The organism is Pseudomonas sp. S32 (assembly GCF_016648095.1).
GTDB classification, from domain to species: Bacteria; Pseudomonadota; Gammaproteobacteria; order Pseudomonadales; family Pseudomonadaceae; genus Aquipseudomonas; species Aquipseudomonas parafulva.
Window position 1 is genome coordinate 66,802 of sequence record NZ_JACVVF010000013.1, and the last position, 19,249, is coordinate 86,050.

Genomic DNA, 19,249 nt, shown 5'->3' on the forward strand with positions numbered 1-19,249 from the left:
ACGCTCGCGCGACTCCTTGTAAGAGACCCTTACAACGCCCGAAAAGGGCATCAGGAGCCAACATGCGCACCCCGTCAAAACCCGCCACCCGACATCCCTTTGTGTTCAAGTCCCGCAACACCTTGAAACTCGCCGTACTGGGGGCATCGCTCGCGTGGCTGGAGCCAATCTTGCTGGGCGGGGCGTACGCGCAGGCAGCCAACGTGCAGAAAAACTACGCCATCGCAGCGGGGCCGCTGGGCGCGGTATTGGGCCGTTTCGCCAATGAAGCAGGCGTGGTGCTGTCGTTTCAGACGGGTTTGACCGATGGCAAGCAAAGCGCCGGACTCAACGGCACGTACAGCGTCGAACAAGGCTTCGCGGCGTTGCTCGCGGGCTCGGACCTGATCGCCACCCCCGGCGTACAAAGGGTTTACGTGCTGTACCGCGCCGAAGAAACCTCGGCCCTGCAACTCAGCGCCACCAGCGTCGTCGGTACGGGAATCGATGAGACCACCGAGAATACCGGCACTTACACCCCGCGCCAGACCAGCACCGCCACCAAGATGGGGCTGTCGCTGAAAGAGACCCCGCAGTCCGTCACTGTGATCCCGCGCCAGGTCATGACCGATCACCACTTGGCGTCGCTGGACGACGTGGTCAAGTTCACGCCGGGCCTGTCCAGCAACCACCGAGACAGTGATCGCTACACCTTTTACTCGCGCGGCTTCCAGATTCAGAACTTCGAATACGACGGCATTCCTTCCCAGACAGCCAACGAATCCCAGCAGTACACCAGCACCCTGGCCGACATGGCGATTTACGACCGCGTGGAAGTTGTGCGCGGCGCCACCGGCCTGTTGAGCGGCGCGGGCACACCGTCGGCGACGCTGAACCTGATTCGCAAACGCCCGACCTCGGAGTTTCAGGGGTACGTGTACGGTGAGGCCGGTGCGTGGGACCGCTATCGGGCGGAGGCCGATGTGGCGGGGCCGTTGACCGACAGCGGCAATGTGCGGGGGCGGCTGGTCAGTGTGTACCAAACCGCCGGTTCCTTCATCGACTCGTACAAGACCGAGAAACGCGTGATGTACGGCGCGGTGGACATGGACCTGAGCGAAGACACGCTGCTGCGCTTGAGCCTCGATTACCAGAACAACGACTCCGACGGCGTCAGCTTCGGCCACATCCCGCTGTTCAACAGCAACGGCACCGCGACCCATTTTTCCCGTTCATTCAACCCCGGCGCGAAATGGAGCTACCTGGACAACACGCAGTACAACTTCAGCACCGTGCTGGAACAGAAACTCGCCAACAACTGGGCCCTCAAAGCCGCCTACACCCATCAGTACGGCTACCGCCACGGCGTGGTCGGCTCGGCCAGTGCCGGTGCGCCGGATTTCGAAACCGGTGGCGGCGTGCGCATGTACGTCAACCGGCTGGACAGCTATCAGACCCAGGACAACGGCGACCTGTACGTCACCGGGCCGTTTGAACTGGGTGGCCGCGATCATGAGCTGGTGTTCGGCGCCAACGTGGCGTACACCCACCTCAACTACCCGGACTATGAGCGTGCAACGCCCTCGGTCGACAACATTTACACCTACGATGGCAACCCCGGTGGCAAACCGCACCTGGGCAAAACCGGTGAGAACCTGACGCGCCTGAGCCAGAACGGCGTCTACGGGGCCGTGCGCTTGAAACCTGCGGATGCGCTGTCGGTGATCCTCGGCACGCGGGTCAGTTCTTGGACGGAAAAGGACGACAGCAGCGACGATTTCACCGGCGAATCCACCAGCCGTGACCGCACCAAGAAGACTGGCGTGGTCACGCCGTACGCAGGCGTCATCTACGACCTGAACGATACTTACTCGGTCTACGCCAGCTGGACCAGCATTTTCCTGCCACAGACCTTCTACAAAACGGCAGGCAACACCTCGCTCAAACCACTGGAAGGCGACAACTACGAGGTGGGCCTCAAGGGCTCGTTCTACGACGGCGCGCTGAACGCGAGCGTTGCGCTGTTTGAGGTGAAGCAGAAGAACACACCGCAATTCGTCGACACTGGCGAAGACGGCCGCGAGGTGTATCAGGCCATCAGCGGTACTACCACGCGGGGCGTCGAGACAGAAATCTCCGGCGAAGTGCTGCCCGGTTGGAACGTCATCGGCGGCTACACCTACCGCGAATCCCACGACAAGGATGACCATCGCGTCGAAACCAACCAGCCGATGAACCTGTTCAAACTCGGCACCACCTATCGCCTGCACGGCGAACTGAACAAGCTGACGGTGGGCGGCAGCATGACCTGGCAGAGCGACATTTACGCGGTCAACGAAGCCTTTGGGACCAAGGCTCACCAGCGGCCGTTCGGCGTGGTCGGGTTGCTGGCCAACTATGAAGTCGACTCGAACCTGAGCGTGGGTCTGAACGTGAACAACCTGTTCGACAAGAAGTATTACGACGGGCTGGGCACGTTCAACTCGGGGTCCTACGGCGACCCGCGCAACGCGGTGATCAACGCTCGCTGGAAGTTCTGAACGGCCGTCGTATAACGGCCTGCCCGTCGGCAGGCCACTATCGGCCCGAACAAGAATGACAGTCCGCCAAAAACTGAATCAGCGTCCCCCCAGCAAACGGACTATGCCCCCTATCAAAATCCACAAAGCGCATTCAACCTTCAAACCCAACGCTACAACACCGGCTTACGCGCCACCCCACTACGAGCCTTGGCCATCGCCGCCAACCGCACCGCCACGTTGGCCGCCCCATACCCCGCGTACCCCCCCTTGCGCTGGATAATCTCGAAGAAGAACCGATCCTCAAACGGCTCGGTATACACGTGGAATAGCTCCCCCCCCTGCGCATCACGGTCATAAAGCACGTTGTAATAGGCCAGCTCGCTAAGAAACTCGTCATCGAAGTCAAAGCGCGCAGCCAGGTCATCGTAGTAGTTGAGCGGAATGTCCAGCAACGGCGCCCCCGCCAGCTTGGCCCGGGCCACTTCGCGGAAGATGTCCGTGCAATCGAATGCGATGTGGTGCACACCCGACCCCCGGTAACTGGACAGCGCATGGGCAATGGCGGTGTTGCGGTTTTCCGAGATGTTCAGCGGCAAGCGCAGCGTACCGCAGGGGCTGCGCAGGGCGCGGCTTTTCACCAGGCCGTAAGGGTCAGGCAGCACCACTTCGTCATCAGCGGCAAAGCCGAACAGGCTCTTGTAGAACAGCACCCAGCTGTCCAGCGACTCGGCCGGCAGCGCCAGCGCCATGTGGTCGATACGCTGCAGCCCACCGGTGGGCGCGGCGCCCGGGTTCAGGCTGAAGTCGGTGTCATACAGGCTCTGGCCCGCACTGCCCTGCTCCACCAGATACAGCAGGCTGCCATCCGGGGCGCGCACGGCCGGCACCTCGCACTCGTTGGGCCCGACCAGCCCGCGGAACGGTTGGCCACGGAACGCCGTGGCGCGCTTCAGGGCCGCCTGCTGGTCCTTCACCCGCAAGGCAGTAGCGCACAGCGAAGGCCCATGGGCTTCAAAGAAGTTGTGACCGAACGAGTAAGGCTCAGCATTGAGCACGATGTTGATATCACCCTGGCGCAGCAGTTGTACGTCCTTGCTCCGGTGCTGGCCCGCTTCGGCAAAGCCCAGTTTCTTGAGCCAACCGTTCAGGCGCGCGCCCACCGCTTCATCGACGGCAAACTCCAGAAATTCAACGCCATCGTAGGTGCTGGCAGCTGGCGGCGCGAACAGTACGCCCGGTTCGATGGCAGTGCCTTCCTGCTCCAGACGCAAGCGCGTCTGCTCTTCGAGGTACAGCAGTGAACGCAGGCCGTCGGCGGCGTTCTGCCGCGGCGGCGCAGCGCGGAAACCGTCGTTGAAGATTTCCAGGGACAACGGCCCGCGGTAACCCGTGGCCAGAATCGGCGCCAGGAACCCGGCCATGTCCATCTCACCCTGCCCCGGGAAGCAGCGGAAATGGCGGCTCCACTCCAGCACATCCATGGCCAGGATTGGCGCGTCGGCCATTTGCACGAAGAAGATCTTGTCGGCGGGAATGTCGCGGATGGCGGCGGGGTCACCCTTGAGCGACAAGGTGTGGAAGCTGTCCAGGATCACACCCAGGGCGGCGTGATCCGCCTGGCGCACCAGGTTCCATACCTGCTGGTAGGTATTCACATGGCGGCCCCAGGCCAGTCCCTCGTAACCAATGCGCAAGCCGCGCTTGCCAGCGTGCTCAGCCAGCAGGCGCAGGTCGTCGACCAGCAGGTGTTCGTCGCCCAGCGCGTCGGCCTGCACGTTGCTGCACACCAGCACCAGGTCGGTGCCCAGTTCCTGCATCAGGTCGAACTTGCGCTCGGCTCGGTCAAGGTTTTTCTGCAGGCGGTCGCGGCGGCAGCCCTCGAAATCGCGAAATGGCTGGAACAGCGTCACGGCAAGCCCCAGGTCGGCGCACATCTGGCGTACCTGGCGCGGGCTGCCGGCGTAGTACAGCAGGTCGTTCTCGAAAATTTCGACGCCGTCGAAGCCGGCGGCGGCGATGGCCTCGAGCTTTTCCGGCAGGGTGCCGCTCAAGGACACGGTGGCGATCGAACGCTGCATGGCGGGAGTTCCTTGTTGTCAGGGGATCACAGGGCCAGCGGGGATACAAAACCCCCGTTACAGTTTCTGGCACGATGGATTATTCGCAGGTAAAGTCGGCGCTTCAATCCCTTTGTACGGAATGGTTAGTTTTGCGTTCGATTATCGCACGAAACCCGTTTTAGCGAATTGCCTGACCGCTGGCCCGTGGTCAACATGCATCACAGACGCAGGCCCAATGTTCACCGCCTCCTGCCTTGGCGTTTCCAGCCGGAGCCTGCGCTACAACAATAACAACGGAGACAACGATGGCTCACTCCAGCTCTCAAGCCAAGAAAGCGACCGCCAGTGGATGGATAGGCTCGGCACTCGAGTACTACGACTTCTTCATCTACGCCCAAGCCGCTGCATTGATTTTCCCGCAGATATTCTTCCCCAATACCGACCCTAAAATGGCCATCATTGCCTCGCTGGCCACCTACGGTGTGGGCTACCTGGCGCGCCCGGTCGGTGCTTTCGTGCTCGGCCACTGGGGCGACACGCGCGGTCGCAAGAACGTGCTGCTGTTGTGCATGTTCCTGATGGGCATCTCGACCATGGCCGTCGGCCTGCTGCCCACCTACCACGACATCGGCATGCTGGCACCGGCCCTGCTGGTGCTGTTGCGGCTGGTTCAGGGCTTTGCCGTGGCCGGTGAAATCTCCGGCGCCAGCTCGATGATCATGGAGCATGCCCCGTTCGGGCGACGCGGTTACTACGCCAGCTTTACCCTGCAAGGGGTACAGGCGGGCCAGGTGATGGCTGCCGCCGTGTTCCTGCCGTTGGCATACTTCATGCCTAGCGAGGCGTTCAACGACTGGGGCTGGCGCATTCCGTTCCTGATGAGCGCAGTGGTGCTGATTGCAGGCTTCATCATCCGCAAGGAAGTGCATGAAACCCCCGCATTCGTGAAGGAAGAAAAGCAGGCCAAGGTTGCCAAGTCACCCATCAGCGAAGCCTTCCGCCACAGCTGGAAGCACATGGTGCTGGTGATGTTCATGGCACTGATGAACGTGATCCCAGTGGTCGCCACCATCTTCGGCGCGGCCTACGCGGTACAGCCGGCCTATGGCATCGGGTTCGACAAGAGCGTGTACCTGTGGATTCCGGTGGTGGGCAATATCGTGGCAGTGCTGGTGATCCCGTTCGTGGGCAACCTTTCAGACCGCATTGGCCGTCGCCCGACCATGATTGCCGGGTGCCTGGGCTCGGGGCTGCTGGCCTTCGTGTACCTGTACGCGATCAGCATCCAGAACGTGCCGCTGGCCTTCGCTTCGTCGATCGTCATGTGGGGCATGGTCTACCAGGGCTACAACGCGGTGTTCCCAAGCTTCTACCCAGAGCTGTTCCAGACCCGCTACCGCGTTTCGGCCATGGCCATCGCGCAGAACATCGGCACCATGCTCACCGCCATGCTGCCTGCGCTGTTCGCCCTGGTGGCGCCGCCTGGCTCGGAGAACATTCCGCTGGTGGTTGGCGGCCTGGCGTTCTTCATCACTTGCGTGTGTGCACTGGCGGCCTACATCGCGCCGGAAACCCATCGCCTGACCATGGAAGACTTGGGTAATCCGCAGGCCAAGCCGATGGAGAAGGAGGCCTATGAGGCCAGCCGCAAGGGGAGCTTGCAGGCCGTGAGCCAGTGATCGGTCATTGATCCCAGCGCCTTGGGTGGCGGATCGCAAGCTGCGCTCCGCCACCCAAGGCGCTGTCTGACAATCAGTTCACCACCCCCTGCAGCCCCCGCCACAGCCGCTCCACATCTGCCCGTTCGGTCGGCAACGCGCCAATCGAAACCCGCACCATCCAGCGGCCATCCAGCGTGGCCGGTGTCACGTAAGCTGCCCCGGAAGCGTTCAGCCGTTGCGCCCAACCCCGGGTATGGGCATCCAGCGCCTCGCCTTCCAGCCCCGCAGGCCGATGCCGAATGCACAGGGTTTGCAACTGCACCGGCGCCAGCAACTCCCAATCGGCGGCAGCCGCTACCTGCCCGGCCAACCACTGTGCATTGTCGAGGTCACGCCGTAGACGTGCCTGCAACGCCTCTACCCCTTCGCTGCGCAACATGAACCACAGCTTCAGGGCCCGGAACCTGCGCCCCAGCGGGATACCCCAGTCGCGCAAGTTCTTCACCTCGCCATCCACGGCCGACTGCAAGTAGCTGGGGTTGGTGCTCATGACGCGGATCAGGTGCTGCGGATCACGCACGTAGTAGATCGAGCAGTCGAACGCCACCCCCAACCACTTGTGCGCATTGACCACCACCGAGTCCGCCAGCTCGATGCCATCCCACATCCACCGGCACTCGGGCAGGATCATCGCCGAACCCGCCATGGCGGAATCCACGTGCAACCACAGCTTGTGCGCCTGGGCGATGGCGCCGATAGCGCTTAGCGGGTCGAGGGCCGTGGTGGTGGTGGTGCCAGTGGTAGCAACCACCGCACACGGCTGGTTGCCTGCCGCCAGGTCCTGTTCGATGGCGGCCTGCAGTGCCTCTGGGCGCAAGGCGTAGCGTTCGTCGGTGGGGATAAGCCGAATGTTGGCGCGCCCGAAGCCGGCCAGCAGCGCCGCCTTGTCTACCGAGCTGTGGGCATGGGCGCTGACATACACGATCAGCGGCCTGGCTTCGGCCTGCAGGCCGCCACGCACCAGGGCGTAATCGGTGGCGCGTTCACGGGCGCTGATCAGCGCAACCAGCGTGCTGGTCGACGCGGTGTCCTGGATCACCCCGCTCCACTGGGCCGACAAACCCAGCAACTCACGCAACCAGCCCAAGGTGGTTTCTTCCAGCTCGCTCAAGGCCGGGCTGGACTGCCAGGACAGGCCCAGCACGCCCAGGCCGGTACTGAGAAAATCGCCCAGCACCGACGACAAGGTGCCGTTGGAGGGGAAGTAGCCGTAGAAGTCAGGGTGCTGCCAATGGGATAACCCAGGCATGATCACCTGCTGGACATCCGCGAGGATCGCTTCGAACGCCTCGCCCTGTTGCGGAGCGGCGTCCGGCAAGACCGCCTTCAGGTAGCCGGGCTCAACCTGGGCCATCACCGGCCGCTCGCCCACGGTCTGGCGGTAGTCGGCAATCAGGTCGATCAGCTGGTGGCCGTATTGGCGGAATTGTTCGGGGGTCACGGGGGCTCTCCTGAGGAATGTGATTGCCAGATACTGCTCTAGTCTAGGCACAGCGCCCCTGGCGAATAACCCCGCTTCGTGCATAGCTGCTATGGCGAACCCGCAAGGCTCCTCATGCCAGCAGGTATACCGGGAAGCACTCACACAGATGCATCACACGGCGTCGGGTGTTTTCCAGCAGTGCGCTGTCGTTGGGCTGCGCCAGCAGGTCGGCGATCAGGCCAGCCACTTCAGCGCATTCAACCTTGCCAAACCCACGGGTCGTCAGTGCGGGTGTGCCAATACGGATGCCACTGGTGATCGTCGGTTTCTGCGGATCGCCTGGAATCGAATTTTTGTTCAGGGTGATAAGGGCGCTTTCCAGCAGGGCTTCCGCATCCTTGCCGGTAATGTTCATGGCGCGCAGGTCAAGCAGGAACATGTGGCTGTCGGTGCCGCCGGACACAACCCGCAAGCCGCGCCGGGTCAGCACATCAGCCATGGTCCGGGCATTGTCGATCACCCGTCGCTGGTACTGTTTGAAGTCGTCGCTCAGGGCTTCGCCGAACGCCACCGCCTTGGCGGCAATCACGTGCATCAGCGGCCCGCCCTGGTACACCGGGAACACCGTCTTGTCGAGCAGGGCCGCGTATTCAGCCTTGGCCAAAATCAAGCCGCCGCGCGGGCCGCGCAGGGTCTTGTGGGTGGTCGAGGTGATGAAGTCGGCGATACCGACTGGCGAGGGGTACACGCCTGCCGCTACCAACCCAGCGTAATGGGCCATGTCGACCATCAGGTAGGCGCCGATTTCATCGCAGACTTTGCGAAAGCGCGAGAAATCAATGACGCGGGAATAGGCCGATGCACCTGCGATGATCATTTTCGGCCGATGCTCGCGTGCCAGCGCTTCCATCTGTTGGTAGTCGAGGGTCTCACTGCCTGGCTCAAGGCCATAGGCAAAGGCCTGGAAGAACTTGCCCGAAAAATTCACCGAGGCGCCGTGGGTCAGATGGCCGCCGTGAGCCAGTGACATCCCTAGAATGCTATCGCCCGGCTCAAGCGCCGCAAGGAAAACTGCCTGGTTGGCCTGTGAGCCGGAGTGCGGCTGAACGTTGACATATTCGCAGCCGAACAGTTGGCGGGCTCGGTCGATGGCAAGGTTCTCGATTTCGTCGACGACCTTGCAGCCACCGTAGTAACGGCGGCCTGGATAGCCTTCGGCATACTTGTTGGTGAGTACCGAGCCTTGGGCCTGGAGCACCTGTTCGCTCACGTAGTTTTCCGAGGCGATCAGCTCCAGGTGGGTTTCCTGACGATTGCGCTCGCGGTCAATCAGACGAGCGATGGCGGGGTCGCGAAATTGCAAGCTCATGCGGAGATTCCTTGTGATGGCGCTGTGTTCAACGGCGCCGGCAACTGACCCGCCAGTGCGCCTGGCGGGCCGCCGGCGCTGCCGGAGAGGAAGATGGAGGTGTCTTTCAAGCCGCTGCCGGTGATCAGCACCACAGCGGTTTGCGCGGTATCGGGATGTGCCTGGGCATACTTGATCAGGCCGGCGAAGGCGCTGGCAGCACCCGCTTCGGCGAATACACCGGTGCGCGAGGCAAGCCTGGACGCCGCTGTCACGATGTCCTGGTCACTGACGCACATGAATTCGCCGTTGCTGGCTGTTACCGCGCGCATGGCCTTGAGGCGATCGCGTGGCAATGCCACGTTGATGCTGCTGGCCAGGCTGGTAGGTGCGATGCGTGCGGTGCGTGCCATGGAGCGGTCGCTGCGCCACGCCCGGTACATGAAGTTGCTGTGTTCGGCCTGCACACCGATCAGGCGCGGCATACGGTCGATCCAGCCCAGTTGCAGCAAATCGAACAGGCCCTTGTAGACTGAACCCAGGATGCAGCCATTACCGACCGGCACGAATATCAGATCGGGCACCTGCCAGTGCAGCTGTTCACAGATCTCGAAGGCAACGGTCTTCTTGCCCTCGCTCATGTACGAGTTGATACCGGTGGTTCGGTTGTACCAGCCGTGCGCCTGGCAGCCGGCCAGGCATTGCTCGAATGCCTCATCGTACTGGCCGTCCACCAATACGATCTCGGCCCCATAGCCCAACATCTGCGCGCGCTTTTCCCGGGGTGCGGTGCGTGGCAGATAAATCACATTGTGCAGGCCCATGCTGGCACTCATCCCGGCCAGCGCCGAGGCGGCGTTGCCTGTGCTGGCCACGGCCACGGTGCGGGCGCCCGACTGCAAGGCATGGGCTACAGCCAGCGCACTGGCGCGGTCCTTCAGCGACCCCGTGGGCTGCCTGGATTCGTCCTTGATCAACACCTTGATCGCCGAGCCTTCGCCAAGCAGATTGGCCGGCGCATACAGCGGCGTATTCCCCACCAGCAGCGGCGGTACGTACTGGGTCGAACTGAGTGGCATCAGCCGGTCATAGCGCCACATGCCGCGGGCCTGCTGGTGCGCCAGGGCTGCTCGGGGCCATTCACGCTTCAGCGTGGGGTAGTCGTAAAGCACATCGAGGGCACCTTCGCCCTTGCAATGTGGGCAAAAGTAACTGACCTCATGGGGCTGGTATTGGCGGTCGCACACCAGGCACTGCAATGCATACGCTTTGTACGAATTCTTCATGGCCATCCTTAGGGAGTGTGCTGTGCGGGTGCTTTCCCTGCCGACGTCGGTTCGCTGCACAGAACCGACGGGCACTCGCTGACAAAGGGCGCTTCAGACCACCATGATGGCGTCGATGGCAACCAGGGTATTGCGCGCCAGGGCGCTGGCCCCTGCGGTAGTGCGCGCCGGGTATGGCGGGGTGAAGTACTCTTGCATCACGCGGTTCAGGGTGGGGAACTCACTCAAGTCGGTGATGAACGCGGTTACTTTCACCACGTTTGCCAGTGTTCCGCCTGCCGCCTCGGCCATCTGCGCCAGGTTGTCGAGGGTCTGGCGCAGCTGGCCTTCGAAATCCTGTGCCAACACTTCGTTGGTCAACGCCGAAACCGGTGTCTGTGCCGACAGGTAGATGGTCTGCCCGCGGCTCACCTTGATGCCCTGGGAATAAGTGCCCAGCGGCAACGGGGCCTTGTTGGTGAAAATCACGTTTTCCTCGGCCAGGAAAGGGGTGCCAGCAGTATTGATTTGAGCAGTGCTTTGCATGGTGACGGTCCTTGTTGAGTGTGAGGGTTAGTGCAGGTCGGCAACCTTCTTCACGGCCAGGCTGGCGAACGCCGTATCACGGCATCGCGCCGGGGAAAAAAGCAGGTAGTTCAGTTGCAGGGCCGCCAGGTCCTGCGGTACGGCCACGCCCAGCGCAGCATGCGCACACAGCCGCGCGATGGCGGGGGCGGCCTGAATGCCATAGCCACCCAGTGCGGCCAACCAGATGAAGTTTTCGTGTTGCGGGTCCTGGCCGAGCACGGGGGAGCGATCGGCAACAAACGTACGTAGGCCCGCCCACTTATTGATGATCGCCCGGGGCCGCAGCCGCGTTACGGTTTGCAGCCGGTCCATGGTGATCGCCAGCCCCAGCTCATCCGGCAAGGCATCGCAGGGTGGCGAAGGGTCTTCATCGCACGGCGAAACGATCAGCCGCCCGGCTTCGGGTTTGATGAAGATGTCTTCGTCGACCGTGCCCAGGTACGGCGTGCCATGGACGTCGCACTGCGGGTCCACGGCCAGTACGGTACGGCGCAGCGGCCGCACGCCAACCCTGGATACTGAGCAGCGCTCTGCCAGCTCGTCGGCCCAGGCGCCGGCGGCGTTCACGACGATGGCTGCCTGCAGGCGCTGACCGTCCTGGGTAAGCAATGTCCAGTGGCCGGGCTGCCATTCGCCTCTGAGCACTTCGCACGCCCGCTTGACCACCCCGCCCCGTTTGCGCAGCCCGCCAAGGTAGGCACCGTGGATAGCATGCACATCCAGGTCGAAGGCGCTGGGCTCGTAGATACCGGCGGCCCAGGCACCTTCGGCCAGGTAAGGCACATGCTCCAGCACCTGCTTGGCATCGAGGTAGCAGGCGCTGGGCACCTGGGCCGACACGGCCTTGAACCGTGCCCTGAGTTTGTCTTCGCGGCTTGCTTGCGCCACGATCAGCGCACCCCGGGGTGCCCACAGCGGGTGCTCGGCCAGGCCTTCGGGCGGGTTTTCGAAGAAGGCCCGCGAGGCACAGGTCAAGGAGCGGATTTGCTGGTTGCCATAGCTCTCCATTGAGATCGCAGCCGAGCGGCCCGTGGTGTGATAGGCCAGTTGCTGCTCCTGCTCAAGCAGGCACACGCTGCCATGAGCGGCCAGTTCGTAAGCCATCGACACCCCGGCGATGCCGCCACCCACCACAATGAAATCGTAAGACCCGCTCATGGTCGGCTGCCCTCGGTGATGGCGACGGTTTTGCTTTCCCGGGTCCAGGTCAGCGCGAAGTGGGCGACCAGGCCGAACACCAGCCCCCAGAACGCAGCCGCCAGGCCCAGGAAGCTCATGCCCGAGGCCGTGACAAGGAAGGTGATCAATGCGGCTTCGCGCTGTTTGTCGTCTGCCATGGCGCCGGTCAGGCCGGCACTGATCGCGCCGAACAAGGCCAGGCCCGCAAGGGATGCGATGAGTTCTTTGGGCAGCGCGGAAAAGACCGACGCCAGGGTCGCACCGAAAATCCCCATCAGAATGTAGAAGAGGCCGCAGGCGATTCCGGCGACATACCGTTTGTCGCGGTCCTCGTGGGCCTCGCGGCCCGTGCAGATCGCTGCCGTAATGGCCGCCAGGTTCAAGCCATGGGAGGCAAACGGCGCCATCAGCACCGAACCGATCGCAGTGACCGAGATGATCGAGCGCGCCGGGGTGGTGTAGCCCGAGGTGCGCAACACGGCCATGCCGGGTACGTACTGGCCGGTGAGCGTCACCAGCGCCAGCGGCAGGCCCAGGTTGATGATGGCGTGCCAGTTCCACTGCGGTGCGGTGAATACGGGGTGGGCCACCGCGATCACGATCGAGCCGCTGTTGAGGGTGCCGAGCGAGCCCGCTACGGCGCAGCCGACAACCAGCACCGAGAGGATCGCGTAACGGGGCGACAGGCGCTTGAAGATCAGGTAAGCCGCGATCATCGACAGCACCAGCGCCGGCTGTAGCGTCACTGAAGTGAACAGCTCGGTGCCGAAGCGGAACAGAATGCCGGCGAGCATCGCCGCAGCGATGGCTTTGGGCAAACGGTTCATCAATTTGTCGAACGCACCGGACAAACCCACCGCCGCAATGATCAGCGACGCCACCACATAGGCGCCCACGGCCTGTGGCAGCGTGATGGTGGGCAGTAGCGACACCAGCAGGGCCGCCCCTGGCGTCGACCAGGCCGTGATGACCGGGATGCGCAGGCGCCAGCTGAGCAAAAGGCCGGTGACCCCGCTGCCGATGGAAATGGCCCAGATCCAGGACGACACCACGTCATCCGGCAGGTGCGCTTGCCTGGCGGCCTGGAACACGATGATCAGTGGCCCGGCATAGGAAATGATCACGGCGATGAGGCCTGCGATCACGGCGGAGAGCGATAGATCCTTTCTGATTGTGTCCATGAGGCCTCGGCTTGGCGCGGCGGCATTGCGCATTGGTTAGCAAGATTGAGTCGATTGATTCGATGCGCGATGAGTGTATTGCAACAAATTGAAATGATTCAATACCTGATTGCCATCATTGGTTCAATTTTTGTGAATACCGACTGTAAAAACAACCTAACAACCATGTAGTACGTTGATTTATAGGGAATAACACGCAAATGAAATTTTCCAATGCCCCATCGGTTACCGGCCCAGCTCATTGATTCGAATCAATGAATCGCTGTTGCTGGGTTTTACTGGTGGATCAATGCCGCTGTGATATCCTCGCGCATTGATCATTTATTCGATGGCAGTGTCATTCATGTGGGTTCCCCAGCTAAACGAGTCCAATCAGCCGATGTACTTGTCGATCGCCGATGCGCTGGCACGGGATATCAACAGTGGCGTCTTGAACCAGGGTGATCGGCTGCCGACGCTGCGCGAGCTGGCGACTACCCTGAACGTCACACCCGGCACCATCAGCCGGGCCTACAACGAGGCCCATCGCCGTCGCCTGGTACAGGGGGAAGTGGGGCGCGGCACCTACGTGCTCAGCCAGGGCCAGCTGGAACTGCCGGCCAGCAACAGCGCTGCCCCGCTGAACCTGGGGCAGTCGGAGCTGCTTGATCTGTCGATCATCAAGCCCTACAGCGAAACGCTTGAGTACTGGCTACGCGGGGCCCTGGTCGGCATGGCCAAGAGCACGGATTTCGCCCGCGCCCTCGATTACGCACCTGACGGCGGCCACCCTGCCCACCGCGAGGCGGGTGCGCAGTGGCTGCGCCACGCCTTGCCCGATGCCCAGTGGCAGCAAGTCGTGATCACTGCCGGGGCGCAACACGGCCTGATGGTGGCGATGAGTGCCTTGACCCATGCCGGCGACCTGGTGCTGTGCGAAGCGTTGTGCTACCCCGGCATCATTTCGGTCGCCCACAGCCTGGAGCGCCGCCTGCGCGGCATACCCATGGATGACGAGGGCATCCTCCCCGATGCGTTACGCGAGCTGTGCCTGCGTGAAAAGCCGGCCATGCTGGTGTGCGTTGCGACCTGCCAGAACCCCACGGCTGCCATCATGTCGGCTGCTCGCCGCGCGCAGATCGCGGCCTTGGCCGAAGAGTTCGACTTCATCATCCTCGACGACGATATCTATGGCTTCCTGGCTACGGACCCGTCTATCAAGCCCCTCTCGGCGTATGCACCAGACCGGTCGGTCTACCTCACCAGCCTGTCGAAGGCGATCATGCCGGCACTGCGCGTGGGGTACCTGTACAGTCCGCCCAAACTGCTGTCGCGCCTGACCTCCATGGTGCGCAGCAGTGTGTGGATGCCCTCCCCGCTCACCGCCCAACTGGCCAGTAATGTCATCACCGAAGGCCTGGACAGCAAGCTGGTGCGCATCCAGCGTACCCAGGCGGCAGAGCGCCAGGCAATCGCCCGGGAAATCTTTGCAGGCTTCCAGTTCAAGACCCAGCCTTACTCGTACCACCTCTGGCTCACCCTGCCTGAGCCTTGGAGCGCCGACGAGTTCACCCTGCTCGCCCGCGCCAACGGCGTGCTGGTGCTGAGCGGCACCCAGTTCCAGGCCGAGCGTGGGGGGGATAACCGCTGCGTAAGGCTGGTGCTGATGTCGCCAACCAGTCACGATGAATTGCGCTTTGCCTTGACCAAGTTGGCCAGCCTGATCGATTCGGACCCGCGACGGTACTATTGAAGCCAACCGCCCTGATGCCCGTGGCTGTCAGGCGACCCCACCCTGCACGCCGAACTGCGACTGACGCCACAGCTCGAACACCCGGTTGCGCAACCAGCGATGCTCAGCCGAGGCCTGCAGGCGCTGATGCCAGACCACCCAATAACGCTGGGTGTGTTCCACGAAGCCCAGTGGCCGCCAGGCCAGCGCATGCAGCCGGCACAGTTGCCGCGCAATATGCTCGGGCACGGTCGCTACCGCCTGGCTGGCCGCGATCACCTGCACCGCAGCGGAGAAGAACGGCACCTCCAGGCCTACCCGACGCTGCAGGCCCTGCGCCCGCAAATGGCGGTCGATGAAGCTGTCCTTGTCGCCACCCCCGGAAATACGCACGTGCTTGTGCGCCAGGTAATCGTTCTGGCCGAGCACGGGGTGGGCGGCCAGCGGGTGGTTGCGCCGCATCAGGCACACGGCCCGGTCTTCGCCCAGCAGGCGCCCGTGCAGGTTGGGCGGCGACTCGTCGAACAGGGTGGTGGCCAGGTCGATTTCGCCACTGGCAAGCAAGGCGTATTGCCCGGCCTGCCAGGTGCGGTACTCCAGACACACTCCAGGCGCCTCCTGCTCCAGCGCTGCCACCAGCAGCGGCAACATGTGCTCGGCCACATAATCCGAGGCGGCCAGGCAAAAACGCCGTTCACAGCGGGCAGGGTCAAAGACGGCGGGCTGGCGCAGACTGTGAAGCTCTTCAAGCACCTGGCGCAGGGGTTCGACCAGGGCCTCGGCGTGCTCGCTGAGCACGTAGCCACGCCCTTGACGCACCAGCAGCGGGTCGTCGAACGCTGCTCGCAGGTGGGCCAGTTGCCGGCTCAGGGCCGACTGGCTGACGCCCAGCCGCTCGGCAGCGTGGCTCAGGTTCTTCAGTTGCAGCAGATGCTCCAGCGTGCGCAGGTGCGCCAGGCTGAGGGAGGCGAAACTAAGGTTCATGCAGGCTGCCCTCGGGGGTATCGACAGCCCCACAGGCCAGGCGCAACCTGGCGGAGGTCACGCGCGGCCGTGGCCGCCGGCGTTGCAGGTGATCGGGCCGCGAAAGCGGCCCAGGCAGGTCACTCGGTCAGGCCCACGTACACGTTCTGCACGTCATCGTTTTCGTCGATGGCTTCCAGAAACGCTTCAACCTCGGCCAGGGCTTCGGCGCTCAGGCTGGCCGCACTCACCGGGTTTTTCGGGGTGTAACCCAGCTTGGCAGAGGTCACGGTGAAGCCCTGCTCCGGCAACGCCTTCTGCACCGCATCCAGGTCCGTGGTGTCGGTGATGAACAGCGTAGAGCCTTCCTCGTCACCGGCTTCGAAGTCCTGGGCACCGGCTTCGATGGCAGCCATTTCCGGGTCGGCGTCGCCGGTGGGGGTGGCTTCGATCAGGCCAACATGGTTGAAGTCCCAGGCGACCGAGCCGCTGGCACCCAGCTGGCCCTTGCGGAACAGCACACGAATCTGCGCGACGGTGCGGTTGACGTTGTCGGTCAGGCACTCGACGATCAACGGCACCTGGTGCGGCGCGAAGCCTTCGTAGCTGACCGCCGCGTACTGCACGGCATCACCGTCCAGGCCCGCACCTTTGCGAATGGCCCGTTCCAGGGTCTCGCGGGTCATCGAGGCTTTCTTGGCCTGGTCGATGGCCAGGCGCAGGCGCGGGTTCATGTCCGGGTCGGCGCCAGCCTTGGCGGCAATCTGGATTTCCTTGGACAGCTTGCCCATGACCTTGCCTTTGGCGTTGGCCGCGGCTTCTTTATGTTTGGCTTTCCACTGTGCGCCCATGTCGACTCTCTTGTTTCAGCGGCCGGTTCAGGAAGCGACCGGCACAAAAAGTGGGTGCATTTTATACGCCTCTGCCCCGTGATCGACAACACATGTCGGTATCAGGCCGCGCCTCAACGGGTCGCGACCACGAACAACCGCGGAAACGGCAACAGCACCTTGCCATCGCTGGCCGCCGGATAGGCGTGCTGCATGGCCTGCAGGTACATCTGCAGGAACTGCGCCTGCTCCTGGGGCTGCAAGCGTGCCAGGTAGGGCCGCAGGGCTGAGCCCTTGAACCACTCCACCACCGCCTGGGCGCCGCCGACCAGCGGGTGATAGTAGGTGGTACGCCACACATCCACCCGCGTGCACAGCGGGCTGAGCACATCGTAGTAGAAGCTGGCGCCATGCCTGGGTGGCAATCGGAAATCGGCGAACGTTGCCGCCCATGGGCCCTGGCTGGCGATTTCACGCAGGGCGGCATGGGCCGGTTCCTCCAGGTTGTCGGGGGTCTGCACGGCCAGGCTGGCGCCCTCGCTGAGCTGCTGGACCAGGTGCGGATAAAGGCTGGCGTGGTCGGGTACCCACTGCAGCGACGCATTGGCCAGGATCAGGTCCTGGGGTTCGGCCGCGCACCAGCCGGTAATGTCGGCAGTGACCATGCGCACCCGCGGAATGCACAGGCGCTTGCGCTCACGGGCCTTGTCGATCATGTCGGCGTCACTGTCCAGCGCCGTCACCTGGGCGTCGGGGCAACGCTGCAGCAGCACTTCTGTCGAGTTGCCAGGCCCGCACCCAAGGTCCGTGGCGTGGCGCACCGGGCGCGGGGGCACCGCGGCCAGCAGGTCGCGCACGGCGCGGGTGCGTTCGTCTTCGAACAGGGAATACTGGGTGGCGGACCAGGACATGGGAGCAATCTCCTTGAGCGATGGGTGCAGCATATGCCATCTGCCGGGTGTCTGGGGCTGGGGAAGGCCCACAATGCAAAGCGGCCGGGTCCCAAGGGAGCCGGCCGCAGCGTAACGCCGTTGACGCTTAGTGCTGGCGGCTGCTGCGCAGCTGATGCACCACGCCCATTGCCACCACCACCGCAGCGGCGATACCGGTGGAGATCACCAAAATCTGGTAGTCAGGCATGAAGGCCATGGTCACCAGGGCGGCAACGATGAAAGCGATCACCAGGTAGGTCAGCCAAGGGAACAGCCACATCTTCAGGCGCACTTCCTTGCCCTCGGCAATCAGCTTGCGACGCATGCGCAGCTGCGAGCAGGCAATCACCAGGTACACCAGCAAGGCGATCATGCCGGTGGTGTTCATCAGGGTATCCAGCACGTCCTTGGGGCGCAGCGTCTCGCTGAAGTTGATCAGCGCGCAGACGACGGCCACGGCGCACGAGCCCATGATTGCGTACACCGGTACGCCGGTGCCGGCCCGGGTGATCTTGAAGAACGACGGTGCATCGCCGCGCTGGGCCAGGGAGAACAGCATGCGCGAAGCTGTGTAATGGCCGGAGATCAGGCAGCTGCTTACCGAAGTCAGTACCACGAAGTTCATCAGCAGCTCGGCGTAAGGCACGCCCAGCAGCTCCAGGGTACGGCGGTAGGCACCGTAACCGGAGACGCCCAGGTGCGGGTCGTTCCACGGCACCAGGCAGACGATCAGGAAGATCGAGCCCACATAGAACAGGCACACGCGCCACACCACCGAGTTGGTGGCCTTGACGATCTGCGCGGCAGGGTCCTTGGCTTCGGAGGCGGCGATGGTGACGATCTCGGCGCCCAGGAAGGCGAACATCACGCCCAGCAAGGCCCCGATCACCGTGGTGATCCCGTTGGGCATGAAGCCTTCGGCGGTAAGGTGGGTGATGCCGCGCACTTCACCGAACTGCCAGATGTTCAACACCGCGGCGGTACACACGATCAGGAAACAGACGATCGCGATCACCTTGATCAACGCAAACCAGAACTCGAACTCGCCGTAGTGCTTGACGTTGAAGAAGTTGACCGTGATCAGCACCAGGGTGGTGGCCAGCACGAAGACGTTGACGCTCACATCCGGGAAGAACCCATGCAGGATCTTGCCCGCCACGTAGGCCTCCCAGGCCATGAGGATGACCCAGTACCACCAGTACAGCCAACCGATGGTGAACCCGGCCCAGCGGCCGATGGCGCGGTCGGCATAGGTGGAGAACGAACCGGTGTCGGGCGACGAGGTCGCCATTTCGCCCAGCATGCGCATGATCAGCACCACCAGGATGCCGCCTGCCAGGTAGGCCAGCACCGCAGCCGGCCCGGCGCTGTGAATCACGCTGCCGGAGCCGACGAACAAGGCGCCGCCGATCACCCCGGCGATGGACATCATCGTCAGGTGGCGCGACTTGAGCGAGGCACTGAGCTTGCTCTCGTGCCCGCCTTTCGCGGTGGTTGTTGTGGATGTTGCGTCCATCAGTTGTGTACCCCGTGCTTCTTTTTATCCA

General features: G+C 63.2%; 14 protein-coding genes. 3 read left to right on the forward strand and 11 right to left on the reverse strand.

Going from position 1 to position 19,249, the window contains the following annotated elements; genetic code table 11:
- Nucleotides 1-62 precede the first annotated feature (62 nt).
- Nucleotides 63-2,519 carry a TonB-dependent siderophore receptor gene (locus IAE38_RS09765; protein WP_201217377.1) on the forward strand — a complete coding sequence of 819 codons (2,457 nt, stop codon included), beginning with the start codon at nt 63-65 and terminating at the stop codon, nt 2,517-2,519.
- A 152-nt stretch (nt 2,520-2,671) separates the two neighbouring features.
- Here the strand turns inward: IAE38_RS09765 and quiC are convergent, their stop codons facing one another.
- On the reverse strand, nt 2,672-4,579 hold the full coding sequence (quiC, locus tag IAE38_RS09770) for a 3-dehydroshikimate dehydratase QuiC (RefSeq protein WP_201217378.1): 1,908 nt from the start codon (nt 4,577-4,579) through the stop codon (nt 2,672-2,674).
- 287 nt (nt 4,580-4,866) lie between these two features.
- Here quiC and IAE38_RS09775 point away from each other — a divergent pair, with 287 nt between their 5' ends.
- Complete coding sequence (locus IAE38_RS09775; RefSeq protein ID WP_201217380.1) at nt 4,867-6,240, forward strand: MFS transporter; 1,374 nt, start codon at nt 4,867-4,869, stop codon at nt 6,238-6,240.
- A 73-nt stretch (nt 6,241-6,313) separates the two neighbouring features.
- Here the strand turns inward: IAE38_RS09775 and IAE38_RS09780 are convergent, their stop codons facing one another.
- The 6 genes from IAE38_RS09780 to IAE38_RS09805 form a co-directional block, all read right to left on the reverse strand.
- On the reverse strand, nt 6,314-7,723 hold the full coding sequence (locus tag IAE38_RS09780) for a DOPA decarboxylase (protein ID WP_201217382.1): 1,410 nt from the start codon (nt 7,721-7,723) through the stop codon (nt 6,314-6,316).
- Between the two features lie 112 nt (nt 7,724-7,835).
- Nucleotides 7,836-9,074, reverse strand: a complete 1,239-nt coding sequence (gene glyA, locus IAE38_RS09785; protein WP_201217383.1) for a serine hydroxymethyltransferase — start codon at nt 9,072-9,074, stop codon at nt 7,836-7,838.
- Nucleotides 9,071-10,339 (reverse strand): threonine synthase, encoded by a 1,269-nt coding sequence (locus tag IAE38_RS09790; RefSeq protein WP_201217385.1) that lies wholly within the window; start codon nt 10,337-10,339, stop codon nt 9,071-9,073. Before IAE38_RS09790 ends, glyA begins: the two co-directional genes overlap by 4 nt.
- Before the next feature lie 93 nt (nt 10,340-10,432).
- Nucleotides 10,433-10,864, reverse strand: coding sequence for a RidA family protein (locus IAE38_RS09795; RefSeq protein WP_201164362.1), 432 nt, complete (start codon nt 10,862-10,864; stop codon nt 10,433-10,435).
- A gap of 27 nt (nt 10,865-10,891) precedes the next feature.
- Nucleotides 10,892-12,064: an NAD(P)/FAD-dependent oxidoreductase gene (locus IAE38_RS09800; RefSeq protein ID WP_201217388.1), complete on the reverse strand. Its 1,173-nt coding sequence runs from the start codon at nt 12,062-12,064 to the stop codon at nt 10,892-10,894.
- Nucleotides 12,061-13,266 carry a benzoate/H(+) symporter BenE family transporter gene (locus tag IAE38_RS09805; protein WP_201217390.1) on the reverse strand — a complete coding sequence of 402 codons (1,206 nt, stop codon included), beginning with the start codon at nt 13,264-13,266 and terminating at the stop codon, nt 12,061-12,063. The genes IAE38_RS09800 and IAE38_RS09805 overlap by 4 nt, the downstream gene beginning before the upstream one ends.
- A 343-nt stretch (nt 13,267-13,609) precedes the next feature.
- On the opposite strand from IAE38_RS09805, the gene IAE38_RS09810 reads away from it, so the two are divergent.
- Nucleotides 13,610-14,998, forward strand: coding sequence for an aminotransferase-like domain-containing protein (locus tag IAE38_RS09810; RefSeq protein WP_028634358.1), 1,389 nt, complete (start codon nt 13,610-13,612; stop codon nt 14,996-14,998).
- Between the two features lie 27 nt (nt 14,999-15,025).
- Here the strand turns inward: IAE38_RS09810 and IAE38_RS09815 are convergent, their stop codons facing one another.
- The 4 genes from IAE38_RS09815 to IAE38_RS09830 all read right to left on the reverse strand — a co-directional run bounded on the left by IAE38_RS09815 (nt 15,026) and on the right by IAE38_RS09830 (nt 19,218).
- On the reverse strand, nt 15,026-15,961 hold the full coding sequence (locus IAE38_RS09815; protein WP_201217392.1) for a LysR family transcriptional regulator: 936 nt from the start codon (nt 15,959-15,961) through the stop codon (nt 15,026-15,028).
- Nucleotides 15,962-16,080: 119 nt separating this feature from the next.
- Nucleotides 16,081-16,791 carry a YebC/PmpR family DNA-binding transcriptional regulator gene (locus IAE38_RS09820; protein WP_028634360.1) on the reverse strand — a complete coding sequence of 237 codons (711 nt, stop codon included), beginning with the start codon at nt 16,789-16,791 and terminating at the stop codon, nt 16,081-16,083.
- A 113-nt stretch (nt 16,792-16,904) separates the two neighbouring features.
- Complete coding sequence (gene tam, locus IAE38_RS09825) at nt 16,905-17,681, reverse strand: trans-aconitate 2-methyltransferase (RefSeq protein WP_201217393.1); 777 nt, start codon at nt 17,679-17,681, stop codon at nt 16,905-16,907.
- 127 nt (nt 17,682-17,808) lie between these two features.
- Nucleotides 17,809-19,218 (reverse strand): amino acid permease, encoded by a 1,410-nt coding sequence (locus tag IAE38_RS09830; protein WP_201217394.1) that lies wholly within the window; start codon nt 19,216-19,218, stop codon nt 17,809-17,811.
- Nucleotides 19,219-19,249 lie beyond the last annotated feature (31 nt).

Coding starts and splice junctions, on each gene's coding strand:
- IAE38_RS09830 (WP_201217394.1), bottom strand. CDS start 19,218: ATGGACGCAACATCCACAACAACCACCGCGAAAGGCGGGCACGAGAGC.
- IAE38_RS09805 (WP_201217390.1), bottom strand. CDS start 13,266: ATGGACACAATCAGAAAGGATCTATCGCTCTCCGCCGTGATCGCAGGC.
- IAE38_RS09790 (WP_201217385.1), bottom strand. CDS start 10,339: ATGAAGAATTCGTACAAAGCGTATGCATTGCAGTGCCTGGTGTGCGAC.
- IAE38_RS09800 (WP_201217388.1), bottom strand. CDS start 12,064: ATGAGCGGGTCTTACGATTTCATTGTGGTGGGTGGCGGCATCGCCGGG.
- tam (WP_201217393.1), bottom strand. CDS start 17,681: ATGTCCTGGTCCGCCACCCAGTATTCCCTGTTCGAAGACGAACGCACC.
- IAE38_RS09815 (WP_201217392.1), bottom strand. CDS start 15,961: ATGAACCTTAGTTTCGCCTCCCTCAGCCTGGCGCACCTGCGCACGCTG.
- IAE38_RS09795 (WP_201164362.1), bottom strand. CDS start 10,864: ATGCAAAGCACTGCTCAAATCAATACTGCTGGCACCCCTTTCCTGGCC.
- IAE38_RS09775 (WP_201217380.1), top strand. CDS start 4,867: ATGGCTCACTCCAGCTCTCAAGCCAAGAAAGCGACCGCCAGTGGATGG.
- IAE38_RS09765 (WP_201217377.1), top strand. CDS start 63: ATGCGCACCCCGTCAAAACCCGCCACCCGACATCCCTTTGTGTTCAAG.
- quiC (WP_201217378.1), bottom strand. CDS start 4,579: ATGCAGCGTTCGATCGCCACCGTGTCCTTGAGCGGCACCCTGCCGGAA.
- IAE38_RS09810 (WP_028634358.1), top strand. CDS start 13,610: ATGTGGGTTCCCCAGCTAAACGAGTCCAATCAGCCGATGTACTTGTCG.
- glyA (WP_201217383.1), bottom strand. CDS start 9,074: ATGAGCTTGCAATTTCGCGACCCCGCCATCGCTCGTCTGATTGACCGC.
- IAE38_RS09820 (WP_028634360.1), bottom strand. CDS start 16,791: ATGGGCGCACAGTGGAAAGCCAAACATAAAGAAGCCGCGGCCAACGCC.